Origin of the sequence: Yersinia sp. 1252 StPb PI, from assembly GCF_048593885.1 — a bacterium.
Classification (GTDB): Bacteria; Pseudomonadota; Gammaproteobacteria; order Enterobacterales; family Enterobacteriaceae; genus Yersinia; species Yersinia enterocolitica_E.
In genome coordinates, this window is the sequence record NZ_JAZGQE010000065.1 from 1 (window position 1) to 23,625 (window position 23,625).

Here is a 23,625-nt window from a genome sequence, read left to right on the forward strand (position 1 = left end):
GTGGTATTTGACTGTCAGTGGTTGCCGTTAGAGAAAAGATATTATATCTGTGAGGCCCGTTTTGTGATGCCGGAAATAGGCTCACTGGTTGAAGTGATTTTTACAGTAGAAAAATTACCGCAATGGAGAGCCATTGTCAGTAGTACTCAGCAGTTTCTTTTATCGCATATTAAACGTTAAGGAAGAATATTATGTTCCCTAAGATAAATATAAGCAGGTTGTTATGTGATAAAACGCGGGTGAGATATTTTGTCATATTATTTCTAATGGCTTTTCTGCTAATGTCACCACTCGGTTTTGCCGAAAGCCGCCCCGGTTTTGTTTGTGGTAAATTTAATGGTCATGTAATGGAAGTGCCGGATAGCTATATTATTTACTGGGCGGAATATGAAGGGGCCAGTGCCTGGGATCCGGACTTTATTAATAATAAAAAAGGTTGTGATGCCAATTTTGTGGTGCTGCCAATGATCGCCAGTTGGCCGGATATGCAGCCGGGGGATCAGGAGCTGTGGTATAAACAGGGGTTGGAGTATGAGGGATTAGCAATAACTGTCAGACCATTTAGACGAACCGATATCGACATCACCTATAAGCGTGACTTTTTTCTAAGAAAACAAAATGATAGAACCTTTGATCCAGTTATTTATATCGATAAATTAGGGCTATTTTTCGTTAAAGCCACCAGAAAATTATTCCGGGCAGAACCACAGGATAGGAATAGCCCTTATTGGTTTGATGAGGATGTTAATGGTTATTACTGGGCAGAAATTAACGGGCGGGTGCCGGTGGTATTTGACTGTCAGTGGTTGCCGTTAGAGAAAAGATATTATATCTGTGAGACCCGTTTTGTGATGCCGGAAATTGGTTCGCTGGTTGAAGTGACTTTTACAGTAGAAAAATTACCACAGTGGCAAGCCATTGTTAGCAATACCCAACAATTTCTTTTATCGCATATTAAACGTTAAGGAAGAACATTATGTTACAGCAAAATAGCAATGCAGGAAAATTACAACTTAATGCCGCCGATCTGGCTTGTGCCCGGCAATTATTAGAAGCCCATAAGGCGAGTAAAGACCCCGGCCCGATGTATGATTTTTTAGCCAGCAAAGGCGATCGCTATGCCATCTTGGCTAATAGTGTGGTCAAAGAGAATTCTATCGCCGGGCGAATAGCTATTAACTATATGAGAGATGTTGGTGTCAGCCATAATAAGCCCCTCACTGAAACGGATATTAAGCATATTCGTTATGATATGGCGCGCGGCTATTTTGATACCCAACAAAATAGGCTGGACGAAAGCCTGACAGGCATTATCTATGGTGATATCGACCATAAGCAAGCTGCACAGTTTCACAATAGTGTTTTTAAGAAGCATGGATTACCCGCAGAGGCCTGGACGTTATATCCGGTTTATAAAGTGTTGCCGAAAAACCAGCACGGAGGACACTGGCAGAGTACTTTAAATTCGGCGGGCAATTCAGCCGATGAAATATTGCTCTCTTTTAATACAGTAAAAATTATGGTTGACGCATTATCAACCTCACCAGCTTCAGACCAACCGATGATACATAACTGGCTGAATATAGTTATGGATGCCGACAATCTTGGTGCCGCAGCCGGTGCTATAGGCAACCAGCTCTTTAGCACCGACGACACCCCGCCCGTTCTCATCGGCGAGTGCCCTATCGACATCACCATCAATCCAACCCCACAAGCGGTTCAGCGCATTGCCGATGAAGATCAGGCGCGGCGTGATGTCACCAACGGCTATCTGGTGAATAAGCCCACTCACAGTTTCTCCTTTACTGACGGTAGCTTGGATAACACCGATTTTGCCTCGGTGCAGATGGGCGCTATGGCATCGGGCGGAGTTCGCCCGGGTGAAGTTCAGCTTGATCCCAATATCCAGCCCAGCCGCTATTTATCTGATTACTATCTGGAACGACCCAGTTATATGCTGCCGGAAACCGGGCTGTTTGATGCCGCCACCCTCAATGGTTTATCAGCACAAACCACGGTTAACACTTATGTTGACCCGCTGCTGCTGGATTTAAGTGGCAAGGGGGTCTCCATGACCGGCATTGAAGATGGGGTGCTGTTTGATACCGATAACAGCGGCACGCTGAAACGCACCGGCTGGGCAGGGCCGGATACCGGTATGCTGGTTATCGATAATGGCAGCGGGAAAATAGATAATATCAGCCAGATGTATTCGGAATATTACGGTGGCACGGCCGGTGTGAAGGGGCAGCCGGGGGAAAAACGCTATCAGGACGGTTTTGCTGCACTGGCCAGTGAAGATGACGATAGCAGTGGTGTCATTGACCGGCGTGATCCAATCTGGCACAAATTGCGTATTTGGCAGGATAGCTCCCATAACGGCAGGGTCGATCCCGGTGAGTTGAAAGCGCTGGATGACTGGGGGATTACGCAAATCAAAGTTAATGCTAACGCGGTTGAGGATAATCGTCAGGGCAATAGGGTGCTGGCGCGTAGCAAGTTTACTATCGAGGGACAGCTACGGGAAGTGCTGGCGGTGAATTTTGTCAGTTCCCCCGTCAGTAACACCGTCACTAAGCGTGGTAAGGAGGGGGCAATTATTCGTTCTGTCACCGCTGAAACGACCACCACCGCTTATGTGCATCTTGCTGATAAAGGCGCCGCGTTATCGGCCAATATTCTGAAAACAAATAATATCTATGGCGGCAGCAGGGATGACATCTTAACCGCCAGCCCTAAAGGGAGCTGGTTAGCCGGGCGTGGTGGCAGTAATACCTATATTGGTAAGAGCGGCAACGATGTATTTGTTATCAGCGCCAGTGATGATCCAACTCGAATTCGTGGCAATGGCGGGCGCGATACGGTGTTGATTGTCGGCGATAAAGGGGTGGCGCTGAATATGGCGCGCAGTGGTATCACTATTGCGCAGGGCGGCGATGGTGACGACATTATTGTCAGTGGCGGCAATAACAGTGTGTTTATTAAAGGTGGTAACGGCAATGCCACACTGGTCGGCGGTGGCGGTAATGACGTACTGGCCGGTGGCAGTGGCAAGAACCGTATTGTCGGCGGTAGCGGTAAAGCGGTTATTTATGCCGGATCACAGGGCGATACCATCTATGCCGCTGAGCAGGGCAGTATTATCCACGCTGGCGGTGGGGCAGATCGCATTTATGGCAATAAGGGCCATGATGTGATTGAAGCCGGTCAGGGCAATGCGCTCATTGATGGTGGCGGTGGTATCAATCTGGTCACCCTGCATGGCAGCTATGCGGATTACGCCATTACCCGCACTGACAGTGGCTACCAGATAAGGGATAGCGTGGCTGGTCGTGATGGCACCCTGACACTGAAAAATATTCAAAAACTGAATTTTGCTGATATCTCTGCTGTGGCGTTGGATTCGAATAATGTGATCCCGGTGGATGATCAGTTACGAATCACTAAATTTGGCAAACCAATTAATCGTAACTGGCCGCAATACATTCCTTCTGCTGATTTGTTGGGGAATGATATGCGTTTTAATGCTGGCGCACCCTTACAAATTGCTGCGCTAAGTGATGCCATCGGTTGTCGGGTTTGGCTCGTTCCGAATGGAGACGTGAAGTTTATACCTGACAACAAATACAGCGGCGTGATGAGTTTTAAATATCAAGTAAAGAGTGCCACCGGCGATCCGGCGATTTCTGTGGTTGATTTATCCAGCGGAGAATCCGCGCTGATGCAGGCAACGGTAACGCTATTAACGCCGGATATCCCTCAAGATCCCTTGGTCGCCAAACAAACTTATTTGAATAAAATCAATGTGATACCTGTCTGGTCTGATTATACCGGTAAAGGTGTGCGCATTGGTCAGTTTGAACCGGGCGGGCAGTTCGCCACCGGCCCAGAGATTTTCGATATTCAGCATCCTGATTTAAGCGCCAATGTTGATTCCGCCTGGCTGGAAACACAAAAGAGCACCGGAACACTGCCTGCCGATGTTTCCAACCATGCCACGATGGTGGCCGGTGTGATGGTGGCGGCAAGAAATAATCTCGGTGGGGTAGGAGTGGCCTATGATGCCACTTTAGGTGGGCACTATCTTAGCAACGAGGGGGCGGATTTTACCACCCTGGGTAAGATGTCCAGTTATGATGTGGTTAATCACAGTTGGGGCTTCGCCCATGATTTTGCTCTGAGTAACTTACCGGGCAACAGTGTTAATTTACCGAATATCCTAAACATGACACTGCAATATGCAGCGGAAAATGGCCGTGGCGGATTAGGCACCATTATTGTTAGTGCGGGAGGTAATCAGCGTGAACAGGGGGGCAGCGCGCAAGGTTCACTCATCAATAACAGCCGCTTTGGTATTCAGGTCGGGGCGGTCAATGCGCTGGCTGATCTTTCCACCCTTCAGCCGCGGTCAGTGCCTTTCTCTAACCCTGGCGCCAGTTTGCTCGTGTCGGCTCCGGGGAGTCAGGTTATTTCCAGCAGCAACCAGCTTGAAACCGAGCGTGGTGCCGTGTTTGGTGCCAGATACAGCACTGAACAAGGAACCAGTTTTGCCGCCCCCATTGTTTCAGGGATTGCCGCATTGATGTTGCAAGCCAATCGCAATCTGGGTTACCGCGATGTGCAACAGATCCTCGCCTTGTCGGCTCGTCGGGTGGATGATTCAGGCACCCAATGGCGCAGCAATAATGCCAAAAATTGGAATGGTGGCGGTATGCATGTGAGCCATGATTACGGTTTTGGTGCAGTGGATGCGCGGGCGGCAGTGCGTTTGGCTGAAACATGGATCCCCCAACAGACCGGTGCTAATCAACAGGTATTGGAGAACAGCTATGATTACCCGGCAGGGGGCAGGCTATCTGCTGGGGAAGCAAACGATTCATATCTCACTTTGGCCGATGGTCTCAATGTTGAGCAGGTCGAAGTTGATTTTAGCGCTAATGTAGGTCGCTTGGGGGATTTGACCGTTAGATTAGTCTCGCCGGGTGGCAGTGAAAGTATTTTGGTTGATGGTGTTGGCAGAAAAAAAAGCGCAGATAGCCCCCATGCTACGGATACCGGTAGTACTCTTGCAGGCGATTTTAACTATACCTTTATGTCTACACATCATCGGGGTGAGAACTCGGGTGGGATATGGCGATTAGCGGTTAAAGATGCCAATAATGGTTTACCCATCAGGTTGAATAGTTGGTCATTACGGCTGTTTGGTAACAATCTGAGTGCAGATGATACCTACTTTTATACCGACGAGTTTGCCGACCAGGCTGCGCGGCAACCCGCCCGCATGCTGCTTGATGATGCCGTTAATGGGACGGTTGGTGGGCGTAATACGCTGAATATGGCGGCGATATCAGGCGATATTAAGGCTAACTTAGCCGGTGGGAATGTGGCACTCGGCGGGGCCAATTTGATCATTCGCTCACCGGAGACTATCCATAATTTGATCAGTGGTGATGGTGACGATCATCTCACTGCGGCTGGGGGCAATAGCTTGCTTGACGGGGGGCGCGGCAGAAATGTGCTGACCGGGGGGGCAGGTAAAGATGCTTTTGTGGTTCGTCAGCGCGCCAATGGCCGGGATGAGATAATCAATTTTGATGCCAACAAAGGAGAAGCTATCCACCTGGTGGGCTTTTCTGGTTTAAAATTTAGTGAGTTAGAGTTGATGCAATTGCGGACCGACACCAGAATCTCACTGCCAGATAAGCAAAGTATTATTATCAAAAATCGACAAGTTAATACGTTCGGGCCACAAAATTTTGTCTTTCAGAATACCTTTAGCGCCCCTGTCGGCTATGTAAACAGCACGGTATTGATAAATGACTCAGCGCCAGCAGAACCCGAGCAAATGGGGATTATGCTCAACGGAGGGGCCAGTGGCATCAGTTTAACTGTTGGGGAAAATGGTAAAATGATTGCCTCACTCGCGGGAACGGTCTATCAGCGTAAGGATGCAGAGCCTGGTGTGTTTGTGGTGTTACAGCAAGAGGGTACATCGGGCTTTGGTAATGCTGTTCGGGGGTTCCGACATGGTATTGATAAAATTGATTTGAGTGCCGTGGGGATTCGGAGTTTTAGTCAATTAACGGTGACGAAAAGAAACGCGGTGATTATTAATGGGCTTGCACTTATCCAGGGAGTAAATGTTGACTCTTCAGCACTCAACGCTGAAGGGGAGAGTATCAACCTGATGTATTTGGATGGGTTGGATGTTGAACAACTCGATGCGAACGATTTTATTTTTTCAGCCACTGATGCCATGCAAGCGGATGCCCCCGTTATTGATAACGATGTGGCACAACTGATAACTATAATGCCTGATTTTGTTGATTCTAACCCTGAATTTGCTGGCGTTTATCCACAGCCTAAACTGCCTCAGTTCCTTGCTCATACCCTGACTGCAAGCAGCTATGTGTCATGAGCACGCGATTGGCTACCGCACTTAGATACCCACTCAGTTGAATGGGTATTTTTAATGTGGGTTTTTAATAATTTTGCTTATGGTTTATTTTACCTGCGCGTTTCTTACATCTTTGCCTGCTTCCCAAATGCGGTATTTCACATCAACTCCTTTTGGTACATAAACCACGATCGGTAGGCGACTATTATAGCGCTGCATAGCGGCGTCCCCCAGATTGGCGGCGACAAATTGTGGATGGCGGCTGTTATCAGGGCATGCCATCATCGTCGAAGCGGGTGGTGAGATCTTATCCATTACCAGATAGTCAAAGCCCCAGCCAGATAAGGTTCTGGTTTCCAGCGTGCCGCCGAGCATATGGCGGTTGCAATCAACTTCCAGCGTCTTGCCAATCAGTAACTCTACTTTAAAACGGGTTTCATCTTGCTGTGGTTCAAGGAAAATCACCTGACGGCTCATGCCTTTTTCAGGCTGCGGGTATGGTGCAATTTTATCTAACGGCTGCTGAGGATCGAGTGGCTGGGGTGTCGCCGCCATGGTACTGGCCGATACTGCCATTAGCAGACTGGTTATTGCGATTGGAAGTTTTTTCATGTTTGTCCCTATGATTTATCAGGTAATACCGGCTGCAAAATACCACACAACAAGATGGTAGATTACAGGTGAAATCTGACGTGTTCCCGATGAGGAATAAGCTAAGCTTATGTTTTGGCGGCGTAACAGGCAAGTAATGTGGTGACGAATTGGGCGATAAAATATCTTATGCGGTATATAACCAAGGCCCATCCAGACCTTGGCATCAAAGCTCTATTTCAATATCACCCACCGCCTGGCAGCAACAGGGCAGAATTTCACCGCTCTGAATAAACGCCAGTGGTTGCTGATGATAGCTAACTTCGCCTTTTAGTAACCGCAGGCGGCAAGAGCCGCAATAGCCAGAGCGGCATTGGTATTCGATCTGTACCTGATGGTGCTCGAGGGTTTCCAGCAGATTGCGGCTATCAGCAGGGCGATTAAGTTGAACACCACTGGTGCTCAACGTCACAGTATCCCCGTCATCTTTCAAGCTGCAGGGGTGTTGGCTGCCATCACTTACCCAATTCATTGAGTTATCTCAACTCCTTGGGTTCATTCTGTTGCCGCCTACCTGCAACTCGAAAGCTATTAGGGATGGATTTCATGGATTACAGCTCGAAATCACTCAGGTCGTCAGCACTGACTTCTGAATCAATTTGACCGACCAGATAAGAGCTGACTTCAACTTCTTGCGGTGCCACCTGTACGTTATCGGAGACTAACCAGGAGTTGATCCATGGAATCGGGTTGGTTCGAGTAGCAAACGGCACACCCAGACCTACCGCCTGCATGCGGATATTGGTGATGTATTCCACGTACTGGCACAGAATCTCTTTGTTCAGACCAATCATTGAACCGTCACGGAACAGGTATTCAGCCCACTCTTTCTCTTGTTGCGCAGCCAGAACGAACAGGTCATAACACTGTTGTTGACACTCTTCGGCAATTTCGGCCATCTCCGGGTCATCTTCGCCAGAACGCATCAAATTAAGAATATGCTGGGTACCGGTTAAATGCAGGGCTTCATCGCGGGCAATCATTTTGATGATTTTGGCATTGCCTTCCATCAATTCGCGCTCCGCAAAAGCAAAGGAGCAGGCGAAACTGACATAAAAACGGATGGCTTCCAGCGCATTGACGCTCATCAGACACAGATAAAGCTGTTTTTTCAGCTCATGCAAATTGACGACGACAGTTTTACCATTAACTTGATGGGTGCCTTCCCCCAGCAGGTGGTAGTAGCTGGTCATTTCGATCAAATCATCATAATAGGCTGAGATATCTTTTGCGCGTTTGAGGATCTCTTCGTTGGTCACGATATCATCGAAAACTATCGACGGATCATTCACGATATTACGGATGATATGGGTGTACGAGCGTGAGTGGATGGTTTCTGAGAATGACCAGGTTTCCACCCAGGTTTCCAGTTCTGGAATTGAGATAAGCGGCAGTAAGGCAACGTTAGGGCTGCGGCCCTGAATTGAGTCCAGCAAGGTCTGGTATTTCAGGTTGCTGATAAAAATGTGTTTTTCATGATCTGGCAGTGCGTTGTAATCGATACGATCACGGGAGACATCTATCTCTTCTGGACGCCAGAAAAATGACAATTGCTTCTCAATCAGTTTTTCGAAAATAGCGTGTTTTTGCTGGTCGAAACGCGCCACGTTAACGGATTGACCAAAGAACATCGGTTCGAGCAACTGGTTATTTTTATTTTGCGAAAAAGTGGTATAGGCCATGATTTCCTCAGGGGACAACAATGCAAGGGCAAATGAAGAATGGCCCGGCGATAACCGTATTTGCGATTATCGCGTAGGGCCAGAACTATAAATCAGATCTTACATGCGCCGCCTTCACAGTCATCATCACCCGGCTGACTTTGAATATCTTCCTGCACATCATCAGCACCGTCGCGGGTGTTTTGATAGTAAAGGGTCTTCACACCAAATTTGTAGGTGGTCAGCAAATCTTTCAGCAACTGCTTCATCGGCACTTTGCCAGATGGGAAGCGGGTTGGGTCATAATTGGTGTTAGCTGAAATCGCCTGATCGACGAATTTCTGCATTAAGCCGACCAGTTGCAGGTAACCATCATTATTTGGCATATCCCACAGCAGTTCGTAAGCATCTTTCAAACGCTCATATTCAGGCACAACCTGGCGTAAAATGCCATCTTTCGAGGCTTTGATACTGACGTAACCACGCGGTGGCTCGATACCATTAGTGGCATTCGAGATCTGCGAAGACGTTTCAGATGGCATCAGCGCAGACAGTGTGGAGTTACGCAGGCCGTGAGTCTTAATATCGTTACGCAGCGTTTCCCAATCGTAGTGCAGTGGCTCGTTGCTGATGGCATCCAAATCTTTCTTATAGGTATCGATCGGCAGAATGCCCTGCGAATAGGTGGTTTCATTGAACCACTGGCAGGCACCTTGCTCACGAGCCAACGCGTTAGAGGCTTTCAGCAAGTAGTACTGAATCGCTTCGAAGGTGCGGTGAGTCAGGTTATTAGCGCTGCCATCGGAATAACGCACGCCATTCTTCGCTAAGTAATAAGCAAAGTTAATCACCCCAATACCTAAGGTGCGACGGCCCATCGCGCCACGCTGTGCGGCGGCAATAGGGTAATCCTGGTAATCGAGCAAGGCATCCAGCGCACGTACAGCCAGTACCGCCAACTCTTCTAAATCGTCAAGGCTATCAATGGCACCTAAGTTGAAGGCAGACAGGGTGCAGAGCGCAATTTCGCCATTCTCGTCATTGATGTCATTGAGTGGTTTGGTTGGTAATGCAATTTCCAGACACAGGTTTGACTGCCGCACGGGGGCAATTTTCGGGTCAAACGGGCTGTGGGTGTTGCAGTGGTCAACGTTCTGAATATAGATACGGCCAGTCGAAGCACGTTCTTGCATCATCAGAGAGAATAACTCAACCGCTTTTACCCGTTGCTTACGGATGCTGCTGTCTTGTTCGTATTGGGTATAAAGGCGTTCAAACTCATCCTGATCAGCGAAGAACGCGTCATATAGCCCCGGTACATCCGATGGGCTAAACAGGGTGATATCTTCACCTTTTAGCAGGCGTTGATACATCAGTTTGTTGATTTGGACGCCGTAATCCATATGGCGCACGCGGTTGCCTTCAACACCACGGTTGTTCTTCAACACCAGTAGGCTTTCAACTTCCAGATGCCACATCGGGTAGAATAACGTGGCAGCACCTCCACGCACGCCACCCTGCGAACAGGATTTCACCGCAGTCTGGAAGTGTTTATAGAACGGGATACAACCGGTATGGAAAGCTTCACCACCACGGATTGGGCTACCTAACGCACGGATACGACCCGCATTGATACCGATACCGGCACGCTGTGACACATATTTAACAATGGCACTGGAGGTGGCATTGATAGAATCCAGGCTGTCACCACACTCGATTAACACACAAGAGCTGAACTGACGAGTTGGGGTACGCACCCCTGACATAATCGGTGTCGGCAGCGAAATCTTAAAGGTTGAAACCGCATCATAGAAGCGTTTCACGTAATCGAGACGAGTTTCGCGCGGGTAGTTAGAGAACAGGCAGGCGGAAACCAGAATGTACAGGAATTGGGCACTTTCATAGATCTCACCGCTGACGCGGTTCTGCACCAGATATTTACCCTCCAACTGCTTAACCGCAGCGTAGGAGAAGTTCATATCGCGCCAATGGTCGATGAAAGTGTCCATCTGTTCGAATTCTTCTGCGGTATAATCTTCCAGCAGATGCTTGTCGTATTTACCCATTTCCACCATTTTCGCGACATGATCGACGAGTTTTGGCGGTTCAAACTGGCCATAAGCTTTTTTGCGCAGATGGAAAATAGCCAGACGCGCAGCCAGATACTGATAGTCAGGCGCATCGCGCGAGATAAGATCGGCCGCTGCTTTGATGATAGTTTCATGGATATCGGCAGTCTTAATGCCATCATAAAACTGAATGTGTGAACGCAATTCTACTTGAGAGACCGAGACGTTATGTAAACCTTCTGCGGCCCAGTCGATGACCCGGTGGATTTTATCCAGATTGATGCGTTCTTTGCTGCCATCGCGTTTAGTAACAAGTAGGCTTTGGTTCATGTGTTCTTGACCTTTTATCCCCGTTCTTCATGTACAAACAGCACAAATTTACACTCTCGATGATTACGAAAATCATTGAGGCTGTAGTGTATTGTTTAGTATGTAAACACTATATGTAGGGGGTGGGTAGTGGATAGATAACAAGATAGTGAGTATTGCGGCTTTTGGCAAGTGAACAAGATCGCTTAATTGTGTGGATAACTTGGGGGTGAATTGTTACGAAACGCTCTCAGACTGCGCCATCACTGGATCTTACCTACTGTCGCTTTGGGGGATAAGATTTTACTGAAAACCTTAAAAAGTGGATCGTTTGCCGGTTTATTAAACATTAGGAAAATCCCCTTCATCTTTCGCGCCGTAGCGGTGTTGGCTATCCTCACTCACCCCAGTCACTTAGTGGACTAAGCTCCTGGGAATTAATGAGCCTCATCCTTGAGGCTCACCCTACGGACTAGCATAAATGCTGTTCAAATCGGTTCCCGACCAATTTGTTGTTCAGTTGCCGCCTTGCTACAACGCGAAATCTATTGGGTATTGTTTGATTTTTACACTACCCACGCGATGAATTTATTCGCTATCTCGTTGAGTATGCACCATATAATTCACATCAACATTACCGCCAAGCTTAAAACGATCTGTTATCGGATTGTAATGTAGCCCAATAATGTGGCGCTCACGCAACAGGGTTTGATCAACCCAACCGATAAGTTCTGATGGGCGAATAAATTTTTTCGAATCATGGGTGCCTTTCGGAACCATTTTCAATATATATTCTGCACCGACCACGGCCATCAGCCAGGATTTGGTATTGCGGTTAATAGTTGAGAAGAATACGTGGCCACCGGGTTTGACCAATTGAGCGCAGGCGCGGATAACCGAGGCGGGATCTGGCACGTGTTCGAGCATCTCCATGCAGGTCACCACATCGTAGTGTTGTGGGTGCGCTTGCGCGTGGCTTTCAACTGTTTCTTGCACATAATCCAGTTTGGTACCGGTTTCCAGCGCATGTAGGCGAGCCACTTGCAACGGCTCATAGCCCATGTCCAGACCGGTGACGTGTGCCCCTTCCCGAGCCATGCTTTCGGCCAAAATTCCACCACCGCAACCGACATCCAGCACTTTCTTATCAAAAATACCGCCAGAGCGCTGTAAAATGTAATCAAGACGCAGCGGGTTAATGCGATGAAGAGGTTTGAATTCACCTTCTAAATCCCACCAGCGAGAGGCAACTGCCTCAAATTTAGCGATTTCTTGCTCGTCGACATTCTGATGGCTAGCTGTGTTATCTACACGCATGGAGAGTTCTCACTGTTCTGTTTCTTTACGCAGATTATACATGTTCCCTTTCAATTGACGCAGAATAATACCGTTAAGTTAGGCGGATAAGCCCGACATAAAGTCGTTTCGACAAACATCACGTAGTTTCGCCAAAATCTGGGTTTTGTGATATAGTTTCGTACCTTTAAATCCGGTAATTAGTAGAGGGATAGCGGCTCAATGAGCGACCTTGCCAGAGAAATAACACCGGTCAACATCGAGGAAGAGCTGAAAAGCTCCTATCTGGATTATGCGATGTCCGTTATTGTCGGACGTGCTTTACCAGATGTCCGGGATGGACTGAAACCGGTGCACCGTCGCGTACTGTATGCGATGAATGTACTGGGTAATGACTGGAATAAACCATACAAAAAATCGGCCCGTGTAGTCGGGGACGTTATCGGTAAATATCACCCGCATGGTGACAGCGCGGTCTACGACACAATAGTGCGTATGGCCCAGCCGTTCTCACTGCGCTATATGCTGGTGGATGGGCAGGGCAACTTCGGTTCCGTCGATGGCGATTCTGCTGCGGCGATGCGTTATACCGAAATCCGTATGTCTAAAATTGCTCACGAATTGTTAGCGGATTTAGAAAAAGATACCGTTGACTTCGTGCCTAACTATGATGGTACGGAACAGATCCCCGCAGTCATGCCAACCCGAATCCCTAACCTGTTGGTTAACGGTTCGTCAGGTATTGCCGTAGGGATGGCAACCAATATTCCGCCACATAACCTGTCTGAGGTTATTGATGGCTGTCTGGCCCTGATCGAAGATGAAAACATCACCATTGAAGGGTTGATGGAGTTCATTCCGGGTCCAGACTTCCCAACAGCCGCCATTATTAATGGTCGCCGTGGTATTGAAGAGGCTTATCGTACTGGCCGTGGCAAGGTCTATATCCGTGCCCGTGCTGAAGTTGAAGCTGACGCGAAAACCGGCCGTGAAACCATTATTGTTCACGAGATCCCGTATCAGGTGAACAAAGCGCGGTTGATTGAGAAAATCGCTGAGCTGGTCAAAGAGAAACGCGTAGAAGGCATCAGCGCGTTACGTGATGAGTCTGATAAAGACGGCATGCGTATCGTGATTGAGATTAAACGTGACGCCGTCGGGGAAGTGGTTCTAAATAACCTCTATTCACTGACGCAACTTCAGGTGACTTTCGGTATCAATATGGTGGCTCTGTCCCAAGGGCAGCCTAAATTGCTTAACCTGAAAGACATTCTGGTTGCATTTGTGCGCCACCGCCGTGAAGTGGTGACGCGTCGTACCATTTTTGAACTGCGTAAAGCACGTGACCGCGCGCACATCCTTGAAGCATTGGCAATTGCACTGGCTAATATCGATCCGATTATCGAATTGATCCGCCGTGCTGCCACTCCTGCTGAAGCAAAAGCGGGCTTGATTGCCAATTCATGGGAATTAGGCAACGTGGCATCAATGTTGGAACGTGCCGGTGATGACGCTGCCCGCCCTGAGTGGCTGGAAGCTGAATACGGTATCCGTGACGGCAGATATTTCCTCACCGAGCAACAAGCTCAGGCAATCTTGGATCTGCGTTTGCAGAAACTGACGGGCCTGGAGCATGAAAAACTGCTGGATGAGTATAAAGAGCTGTTGACCTTAATTGGTGAGTTGATCTTTATTCTGGAAAACCCGGATCGCCTGATGGAGGTTATCCGCGAAGAATTGGTTGCTATCAAAGAGCAATATAACGACGCACGTCGTACTGAGATAACGGCTAATACTTCCGACATCAACATCGAAGATCTGATTAATCAGGAAGATGTGGTTGTGACGCTGTCCCATCAGGGCTACGTCAAATATCAACCGCTGACGGATTACGAAGCTCAGCGCCGTGGTGGTAAAGGTAAGTCGGCTGCCCGCATCAAAGAAGAAGACTTCATTGATCGTCTGTTGGTTGCCAATACCCATGATACTATTTTGTGCTTCTCCAGCCGTGGCCGTCTCTATTGGATGAAGGTCTATCAGTTGCCGGAAGCCAGCCGTGGTGCACGTGGTCGTCCGATCGTCAACTTATTGCCGCTTGAGCCAAATGAGCGTATTACCGCCATTCTGCCAGTGCGGGAATATGAAGAAGGCCGTCACATCTTTATGGCGACCGCCAGCGGCACCGTGAAGAAAACCGCTTTGACCGAGTTCAGTCGTCCACGCAGCGCCGGTATTATTGCCGTCAATCTGAATGAAGGCGATGAGCTGATTGGTGTGGATCTGACCGATGGCAGCAATGAAGTCATGCTGTTCTCTGCATTGGGTAAAGTGGTTCGCTTCCCTGAGTCACAGGTCCGTTCGATGGGCCGTACTGCGACCGGTGTACGTGGTATCAACCTCAATGGTGATGATCGGGTTATTTCTCTGATTATCCCACGTGGTGATGGCGAAATCTTGACTGTGACTGAAAACGGTTATGGTAAGCGTACCGCAGTGGAAGAGTACCCAACCAAGTCCCGTGCGACTCAGGGTGTTATCTCCATTAAAGTCAGTGAGCGTAATGGTAAGGTTGTGGGGGCTGTCCAGGTGGCTCCGACTGACCAGATCATGATGATCACCGATGCGGGTACTCTGGTACGTACTCGCGTATCTGAGGTGAGTGTCGTGGGGCGTAATACCCAAGGTGTGACGCTGATCCGTACCGCAGAAGATGAGCATGTCGTTGGTCTGCAACGTGTTGCTGAGCCAGAAGAGGATGATGAAATCCTTGATGGCGAATCATTAGAAGGTGAAGAGGGCGGCGAAGACGATGCTGCACTGAATACACCAGAAGATGAAGATGCTGCTGATGAAGCAGAAGAAGGCGATGCTGAAGATGAGGACGACAACGTATAATGCGTTGTTGAAAACAAGAGCCAGCTTACGAGCTGGCTTTTTTATGGGCTATTGGTAGTGTATTCTGTTGCTCATGCAGCCTGTCTGGCCCTACTTTCCACCCTGGAATCAGATTGAAATATCTCTCTTCATTTCGCACGACACTGAAAATATCCCGTTACTTGTTTCGGGTATTGGCCATTATGTTATGGTCACTTGGTGCACTGTTGACCACTTTTTATATCCTGAACATCCTCAACGAGAAAAAATCTGACATCCGTCAGGAATATAATACTAACTTTGAGCAGGCTCAGAGCTACATCAGGCACTCTGCCGATATCATCCGCGATATCAAATATATGGCGGAAAACAGATTAAATCAGGATTCGGCGAGCAGTGATATCGCTGCTGGCGCTTTTATCAAAAACAAAACGACACCACAATATCATCCGCTTAATACCGGTGCGGATTGTGCTGCACTTAATTCGTCGCGCCACTCTTCATTAAGTTCTCTTAGTAACCTGATTCTGTACTGGAAAGAGAACTTTGCCGCAGCTTATGACCTTAACCGGATATTCTTTATTGGCAGCGACACGCTGTGCATGGTGGATTTCGATATTCGCAATACCCCGATGGAGCAGGAGAGTCTGCTTAAGTCATTGAATGAAAATATTTTAAAATATCGAGATGCAAAAAATCAGGATAAAGACAGCACGTTGTATTGGATAGTACCGGGTGTGCGGCCTGAAATTGGTACCTTATATGTCCTGACCCCCCTCTATGTGGGTAACAAGTTAGAGGCAATGGTGGGTACTGAGCAAACTATCCGCCTGGAGGATTTTATCTCTTCCGGGACATTGCCTGTCGGCGTGACATTACTTGATCAGGATAATGAGCCGGTATTACGGTTAGCAACAGGGGAACGGTATGCTTCGATGTTAGACGATTACCCTGATTCTCCGTCTTATTTTGGCTACGTTGATGACTACAACTCGCTTATTCTAAAAAAGAATTTACTGCCATCAACCCTCAGTATCGCTTATTCCTTGCCGGTTAGAACGATAATAGATACGTTCAAGTTATTAATTTTTAATGCATTTCTTCTGAACGCGCTTTCTGGTGTCGTGATCTTTACTCTGGCGTGGCTATTTGAGCGAAAAATGTTCCATCCAGCAGAAGATAACGCCTTGAGGCTGGAGGAACATGAACAGTTCAACCGCAAAATTGTCGCTTCGGCTCCAGTGGGCATTTCCATTCTGCGCATTAGTGACGGGACCAATATCCTCAGCAATGAATTGGCACATAACTATATTAATTTGCTGACGAACGAGGATCGCGAACGTATTACACGCATTATTTGTGAGCAGCAGGCGAACTTTGTCGATGTCATGACCAGCAATAACAATAATCTACAAATTAGCTTTGTTCACTCCCGTTATCGTAATGAAGATGTGGCTATCTGTGTGCTGGTTGACGTCAGCTCGCGGGTCAAAATGGAAGAGTCACTGCAAGAGATGGCGGCGGCGGCGGAGCAGGCCAGCCAATCAAAATCGATGTTTTTAGCCACGGTCAGCCATGAGTTGCGCACGCCGCTATATGGGATTATCGGTAACCTCGATTTGTTGCAAACCAAAGAGTTACCTCAGGGTGTTGAGCGGCTGGTGACGGCGATGAATAATTCGTCAGGCTTATTACTCAAAATTATCAGCGACATCCTCGATTTTTCTAAAATAGAATCTGAACAACTGAAAATTGAGCCGAGTGAGTTTTCTACCGTGGAGGTGATAACCCATATTACGGCTAACTATTTACCGCTGGTGGTCAAAAAACGCTTAGGTCTCTACTGCTTTATTGAGCCTGATGTGCCACGACAGATGCTCGGCGATCCTGTCCGTTTGCAACAGGTAATTTCTAACCTGTTGAATAATGCTATAAAATTTACAGATACTGGCTGTATTATCTTGGAAGTACGGGTGCGCGGTGATTATCTGGAATTCCGAGTGCGAGATACCGGCGTGGGGATTAATTCACGTGAGATTAACCAGTTATTTGATCCATTCTTTCAGGTCGGAACTGGGGTGCAGCGCCATTTTCAAGGGACTGGGCTAGGTCTGGCTATCTGTGAGAAGTTGGTCAACCTGATGGATGGCGATGTTGAAGTGGTTTCAGAGCTGGGAATGGGCAGTATTTTTGCTATCCGCATTCCATTATATTTTGCCGAAAATGGCAATCGGGCCAAAAATGCCGTGTTACCGCAAAGCGACCGTTGGCAAGGGAAAACCTTGTGGTTGGATATCCGCAATGCGCGGTTGGAAAGCTATTTACTTGATTTATTGCGTCATTTTGGAGCCACGATCCGGCGTTACAGTAATGAACAGACCTTGCAGGAGCAAGTGCTGATTTGTGATTACTTACCGCAAATAAACGCACCTCTATCGACGTGGATTCAAATCTCCATTGAGCACATTGGTCTGCCACAAGAGACGCGTCCAGGCTATTGGTTACTGAGCACATCGACCCTGCTAGAGATTATCCCGCTATTGGACCAGATATTGCTGGAACAACAATTAGTTGAGTGCGCGCCATTACAGTTGCCAGCACCGAAAGCAAATCAGGATGAGAATGCAGACTTGCAAATTCTGGTTGTGGACGATCATCCCATTAATCGCCGCTTGTTAGCCGATCAGCTCACCACCCTGGGCTACCAAGTGATTACCGCGAATGATGGGTTGGATGCTCTGGCTGTATTGAATGCCAATAATGTCGATATTGTACTGACTGACGTGAACATGCCAAATATGGATGGTTATCGTCTGACTCAGCGCCTGCGGCAGTTAAACCATCATTTCCCGATCATTGGCGTAACCGCCAATGCATTAGCTGAAGGCAAACAACGCTGTATTGAAGCAGGGATGGATAACTGTTTGTCCAAGCCCGTGACACTGGATACATTGCGCCAGATGTTGGTTTACTATAGCGACAAAGTCCGCCGTTCACGTTAAAGCCTTCGTACTTGAAGCCGCAGGGGTGTTAGCTGCACTCATTACTTGGCCCATCCCTGGGCCTCGCCTCTGCGAGGTCGCTGCAAGCAGCGTTCAAATCTGCTCCTGGCAGATTTGTCACCCGAATCACTTACGTGAGTAAGCTCATCGGGATTTATTCGTTTGCTGCCTACCTGCAACTCCAATTACTTTGGCTTATATCTTGGTCTTGAAGCCGCAGGGGTGTTAGCTGTTTAGGTCGTTTGGTTGTTATAACGAGAGTTAATGCATTAATAACATGAATGGAAAAATGGATAAAAATAAGCCCGATGTCACTGAGCAAATTTTGCTGAGCAAGACCGGGCTTGAGAGTATATCGGTAGATAAAGATTATTGTTCTTTATCAACCTGACTAATGGTTACAGATGAAAGATAGTTTAACAGCGCGATATCATTATCTACGCCCAGCTTCAGCATCGCCGATTTCTTCTGGCTACTGATGGTTTTAATGCTGCGATTGAGTTTTCTGGCGATTTCAGTCACTAAGAAACCTTCAGCAAATAACCGTAAAACTTCACTCTCTTTCGGTGATAAACGTTTATCACCGTAACCATTAGCACTGATTTTCTCTAGCAGTTTAGCCACGCTCTCTGGGGTGAATTTCTTCCCTTTTTGTAGTGCGGCCAATGCCTTAGGCAAGTCGGCTGGTGCGCCTTGCTTTAATACTATCCCATCAATATCCAAGTCCAAAACTGAACTAAGAATAGCGGGGTTATTATTCATGGTCAGAACAATTATGGCTAAATCTGGGTAATGCCTTTTTATATATTTTATCAGAGTGATGCCATCACCGTACTTATCCCCAGGCATGGAGAGGTCGGTAATTAGCACATTGGCATCAAGTTTAGACAAACTGTTAATAAGCGCTGTAGAGTCTTCAAACTCCCCGACAACGTTTACCCATTCAATTTGCTCAAGCGACTTTCGGATGCCAAACAACACAATTGGATGGTCATCAGCAATAATTACATTAAGGTTGTTCATGGTTATGGGTTACCTTGCTGCAACAGTCTGGTGACGAAAGAATCAATTTGACTGATGCTATTTTCGATCTTCAACCGATCGCCATCTGCGATATGCTGTTCTAATGTTTCACATAGCTGTTTGCCAAGTATCAGGTTCAACATAGCAAATACGCCTTTCAATCGATGTGCTGTCTGCGAAAGCGATATGAAATCACGTTGCTGAACTTCAGTATACAGTTTCTTCAGATCTACCGGTACTGTCTCAACAAATAAGGAATAATAGTCACTGGACTTTAGTTGTTGCTCGTAGGTATTTATATCATCAGCAGCAATGGATTCAGACTCTTCAGGTGACTCATCTGATAAGATTCGTTGCTCGATTAATAATAATATTGCATCAATGACAGCGCTGCCCAAATTATAATTTACCCGAATATAATTATCCTGCAACTGCTGTAAACCCACCTCGTCGGAGACTAGCAATAAGGTAAAGTTATCATACTGTTGTGGGTTATCCGTTAAGGTTACATCGTAATCCCGCCCTGGCAAACGATCATCCGCGACAATGCAATTGGCACCGAATGAATTCAATAACGTGGTGATGATTGAACGTACTTCTTCTGAAGTTATATCTAATAGCGCTGTAACTCCGTCCAATAATTTTTCTTGCTCCTCCACTTGTTCATTTTGGATAGCCATGGTTACACGGATAGTATAGCGAGTACCTATATCTACTTTACTGCGAATCTCAAGTTGGCCGTTTAATTTCTTACATAATTGGTTACATAAAAAGAATGTTAACCCCGAGCCATGGTTGTATCGGTCAACCAATGTTTGACTGAGGAAAGGATAATTAAGATTACTGATCTCTTCATCAGAAATACCGACACCAGTATCGGTTATCTGGATCATCAGTTGTTCTGGATGCCCGGGTTCGTGGCCAACATTGAGCGTGATTTTCCCATAAGCTGTGGTGATAACAGAATAATGCAGTAGCAGCGACAGTATTTTACGTAAGATTTTTTCATCGCCGATGTAATCCTGATCGATATTGACATGATAGTGATTAAACAGCGTTAAACCTTTCTGATTTATCGCAGGCAGTACCTCTAGCAGTAGCGCATCGATTAATGCTGATAGAGAGAAGGCTCCCTGTTCAGGCTGCCAGTCCTGAGTCTCCAGCCGCGTTAGGAGGGTAATGTTATCTATCAACTCGGCGATAGTGTCAGTTTGCGCGACCAATTTGGCCTTCAGCGCATGCTGTTGCTGTAAGTCGGTGGTGTTCTGGAGCTCATGGGCTATCTGATTGAGGTTGTTGATAGGTTGATTCAGCTCAATCCCCAGGTTGTGCAACATCAATTTGCGGGCTTGCAGGTTTTTGTCGTATTCACGCCTTGCTTGTTGCAGCTTTTTATTTACCAGTACCTCTTTATCCTGATCATGAAGCAGGAACAGATAGGTTTCTGGTGAAATCTGGCTGCGGAACATCCGAATCTCATAAACTTCATTATTTACCGTGCCCTGAATCACCCCGTGGTGCTGTTCCGCCATATGAGCAATTTTTTGCAGATTTAGATGGGGCATCAGGCTATCGGCAATCTGGTTACTGGCGACTACAGTGCTGTTGCTGAAGTTATAGACCAATAACCCTTGTGGCAGGCTGGTAATAATCTCCTGACTCAGTGATTTCTGTGTTTCTAACTGTTCGACCATATCTGCACTTGGGCGCACATATTGGCGGCGCACAAAATAGATGCCTAAAACAGCCAGTACTAGCAACAATATATTGGACAAAAGGAGCCAAAAGTTGTTTCTCAGCAAATCAATGGCTAACCCCCCGACCGGGACACGATAGACAATTTTCAGCGCGGCATTTGCCAGAGGGGCTGAAAATTCTAGCCAGGAACCATTCAATGCCACGCTGGTTGCTACAATGTCCTCGGGCGCCATACCTTCATTAATGGGGGTCTTATCTTGTTGCAGCAAAAAGTTAGAACGCGCCATATTGGAAGGTATTAAGTCATTAATTGGTAAGTCAAAAGCGATAACGGTAGCCAAATGCCCAGGATGGTTAAATGTGGTTCTCAGCGTAAAATAGTAGGCGTTCTGAAAGCGAAATTTACGTAACGGTGAGAAACTTTCACGTTCGTCTAAGGTATTGGCCTGTTGCAACATTTCCGCGCGCCGAGATTCAGCAGCAACGGTCAGGTAACTTTCTTTAAAACGCGAAGTGACTTCTTTTAATGCCTGGGTGGTGATAAGTGTCAGACTATTATCTTGGCCGTTAAGATAATACATCGAGTAGGTATCATTTTGTGACCCCCAATGGCTATCAAGATAGTCAGATATCTGCAAGATCATCGGCAGTGTTGCTGGCTCGTGATTGCCAAAAATGACCGAGTCAGTTTTTCTGCGCGGCTTTTCGATATAGTAAATATCAGGGCGTAGCCGGACCTCTTGTGCGGAGAGGATACTTTTCTCAGACATATTGGGGTTATTGGCTAAATCGTATATCTGATAGGTATGATAGCGGTAATCATCGATACGTTGTTGCAGGCCCGCGGCGATAGTCGTTAGCGCGTATTTTTTTTCTGCCAGATAGGCATTGGTATAGTTGTAGCTATACAGGCCCATCGTGACGAGCAGCAGGACGATAAACAGCCAGAAACAGCGAGTGATATTCGCAGAACTGGTAGATAACGAGTTATTTTGCATAACGATAATGCATATTCCTTGATTAGCGCGTGACGGCTCTGGCGCTGGCAGTGACGGTCAGTAATAGTAACGCCACACAGCCAAAAGCCACCGATAAATTGCTTAATTGTGCGACAAACCCAATTGCCGCAGGCCCGGCTAAAATCCCGGCGTATCCGATGGTGGTAATCGATGCTACCGCCAAATTGGCTGGCATCACGGTTTGGTTACCGGCGGCGGTAAATAAGATAGGCACGACATTGGATGCCCCAAGCCCTACGAGCATAAAGCCCAAAAGAGCAGCAATTGAGCTATCAACGCTTATCGCAATGATAATCCCAAGCGCAGCACACAGACTCCCACCTAATAATACCTTGTATCGGCCCAATCCGTTGACAATCCGATCGCCATTCAAACGCCCGAGTGTCATGGCGATGGCAAATACCGCATACCCCATTCCTGCTTGTGAGGGGTCCATACCGCGCAGTGTAGTCAGGAAAACCGCACTCCAGTCAAGCATCGAGCCTTCGGCCAGAAACATAACAAAGCACAGGAAGCCAATAAACATCACCCAACCGCGCGGCAAAACAAACAGTGGCCCGTCATGGGCTTCTCCGCTACCTCGTAGCAAATTCTTATTGGCAGTGAGCAGGAGAACAATCATTAGCACCACGGTAGCGATAATCGCCGCCAATGGGCTTAGCCCCAACCATAATAAAGCACTCACGCCACCGGCACCGGCAATCCCTCCGACACTAAACAGACCGTGGAAACCGGACATCATGGCCCGGCCACTGGCTTTTTCAACAATAACCGCCTGAATATTCATGGCGACATCTATTATGCCCATAGCAGCACCGAATACGAGCAGAGCGAGAGCCATCGTCACCGGGGTATTCATCAGGACTAACAAGGGAAGAGCGAGGCACAGCACTGCCCCTGCCAGTAAAATCACTGGGCGGCAACCCCATTTTGCCGTTAGTACCCCGGTCAGGGGCATTGCCAGCATCGAACCGATACCAATACACAATAGCAGTAAGCCCAACGACGCATCGTTAAGACCGATACGTGCTTTGGCAAAAGGCACCAGAGGGGCCCAAGCGGCCATACCCAATCCGGCAATAAAGAATGCCAGTCGGGTCGAGACTTGCTGTGCAACACCTGGCTGCAATGTTTGTTGGAGTACTTTGGTGGTCATGAGGTATCAGATCTGCGATTGAAACGAACAAGTGATATTGACAGACGTTTCTATCACAAAGAGAAATGCGGGTCGAAGGGATTTGTCTGGATTAGTAGAATAGTTGCTTTTTATATACGGTTGCTGCGGGTACCCCATGACTCTAAGCCCCATATATGCATGGCATAGCTGGCTTCTCTTTAGCTACTCATTAGGCCAAAATGTGGTTTTTATCATCCTAAATACACCTCAGGATAGCCGTATCACTCAATAAGATTGTGGCTTAAAATCAAAAATGATTAGCCGAGGGTTATTTCTAGTAGAGGGTGAACCGTTCAATTATCGATTGTTGATGAATAATTGAACGGTCATCCATAGGGCATTATAATCACTGATCGGATACTTTTAAGCTATTTGTGCTTAAATAAAACCATGAAACTATATTATTCGGCTACTATTTCATCTTGTTAATACGCGCTCACTATAAATAT

At 47.3% G+C, this 23,625-nt stretch carries 12 protein-coding genes and 1 pseudogene; 5 read left to right on the forward strand and 8 right to left on the reverse strand.

Features of this window, described 5'->3' with window-relative positions:
- The 3 genes and pseudogenes from V2A85_RS11535 to V2A85_RS11545 all read left to right on the forward strand — a co-directional run.
- Positions 1-180: pseudogene (locus V2A85_RS11535) on the forward strand (hypothetical protein); the annotation flags it as partial.
- 86 nt (positions 181-266) lie between these two features.
- The gene (locus V2A85_RS11540) at positions 267-965 is read left to right on the forward strand and encodes a hypothetical protein (RefSeq protein ID WP_420071478.1); all 699 of its coding nucleotides are present in this window, start codon (positions 267-269) and stop codon (positions 963-965) included.
- An 11-nt stretch (positions 966-976) separates the two neighbouring features.
- Positions 977-6,418, forward strand: a complete 5,442-nt coding sequence (locus tag V2A85_RS11545; protein WP_420071479.1) for a S8 family serine peptidase — start codon at positions 977-979, stop codon at positions 6,416-6,418.
- An 84-nt stretch (positions 6,419-6,502) separates the two neighbouring features.
- Here V2A85_RS11545 and eco read toward each other — a convergent pair whose 3' ends face one another.
- The 5 genes from eco to ubiG all read right to left on the reverse strand — a co-directional run bounded on the left by eco (position 6,503) and on the right by ubiG (position 12,404).
- Positions 6,503-7,009 carry a serine protease inhibitor ecotin gene (gene eco / locus V2A85_RS11550; RefSeq protein ID WP_420071480.1) on the reverse strand — a complete coding sequence of 169 codons (507 nt, stop codon included), beginning with the start codon at positions 7,007-7,009 and terminating at the stop codon, positions 6,503-6,505.
- A gap of 205 nt (positions 7,010-7,214) precedes the next feature.
- Positions 7,215-7,520: a class I ribonucleotide reductase maintenance protein YfaE gene (gene yfaE / locus V2A85_RS11555; protein ID WP_420071481.1), complete on the reverse strand. Its 306-nt coding sequence runs from the start codon at positions 7,518-7,520 to the stop codon at positions 7,215-7,217.
- A gap of 79 nt (positions 7,521-7,599) precedes the next feature.
- Positions 7,600-8,730 carry a class Ia ribonucleoside-diphosphate reductase subunit beta gene (gene nrdB / locus V2A85_RS11560; RefSeq protein WP_372559446.1) on the reverse strand — a complete coding sequence of 377 codons (1,131 nt, stop codon included), beginning with the start codon at positions 8,728-8,730 and terminating at the stop codon, positions 7,600-7,602.
- 92 nt (positions 8,731-8,822) lie between these two features.
- Entirely contained in the window at positions 8,823-11,108 is a 2,286-nt protein-coding gene (nrdA, locus tag V2A85_RS11565; RefSeq protein WP_083158299.1) for a class 1a ribonucleoside-diphosphate reductase subunit alpha, read from the reverse strand.
- 567 nt (positions 11,109-11,675) lie between these two features.
- Positions 11,676-12,404, reverse strand: coding sequence for a bifunctional 2-polyprenyl-6-hydroxyphenol methylase/3-demethylubiquinol 3-O-methyltransferase UbiG (gene ubiG / locus V2A85_RS11570; protein WP_372559445.1), 729 nt, complete (start codon positions 12,402-12,404; stop codon positions 11,676-11,678).
- A gap of 201 nt (positions 12,405-12,605) precedes the next feature.
- Between ubiG and gyrA the strand changes: the two genes are divergently transcribed.
- Both gyrA and rcsC read left to right on the forward strand, forming a co-directional pair.
- A complete protein-coding gene (gyrA, locus tag V2A85_RS11575) occupies positions 12,606-15,278 on the forward strand; it encodes a DNA topoisomerase (ATP-hydrolyzing) subunit A (protein WP_083158301.1) in 2,673 nt (890 codons plus the stop codon).
- Between the two features lie 113 nt (positions 15,279-15,391).
- Entirely contained in the window at positions 15,392-18,259 is a 2,868-nt protein-coding gene (gene rcsC, locus V2A85_RS11580; RefSeq protein ID WP_372559444.1) for a two-component system sensor histidine kinase RcsC, read from the forward strand.
- A gap of 369 nt (positions 18,260-18,628) precedes the next feature.
- On the opposite strand, the gene rcsB is transcribed toward rcsC, so the two are convergent.
- Genes rcsB through V2A85_RS11595 form a run of 3 tightly spaced genes read right to left on the reverse strand, consistent with a single transcriptional unit; the run spans position 18,629 to position 23,155 of the window.
- Entirely contained in the window at positions 18,629-19,282 is a 654-nt protein-coding gene (gene rcsB, locus V2A85_RS11585) for a response regulator transcription factor RcsB (RefSeq protein WP_372559443.1), read from the reverse strand.
- 2 nt (positions 19,283-19,284) lie between these two features.
- Complete coding sequence (gene rcsD / locus V2A85_RS11590) at positions 19,285-21,978, reverse strand: phosphotransferase RcsD (RefSeq protein ID WP_420071482.1); 2,694 nt, start codon at positions 21,976-21,978, stop codon at positions 19,285-19,287.
- Between the two features lie 22 nt (positions 21,979-22,000).
- Positions 22,001-23,155: an MFS transporter gene (locus V2A85_RS11595; protein WP_372559441.1), complete on the reverse strand. Its 1,155-nt coding sequence runs from the start codon at positions 23,153-23,155 to the stop codon at positions 22,001-22,003.
- Between the last annotated feature and the right edge of the window lie 470 nt (positions 23,156-23,625).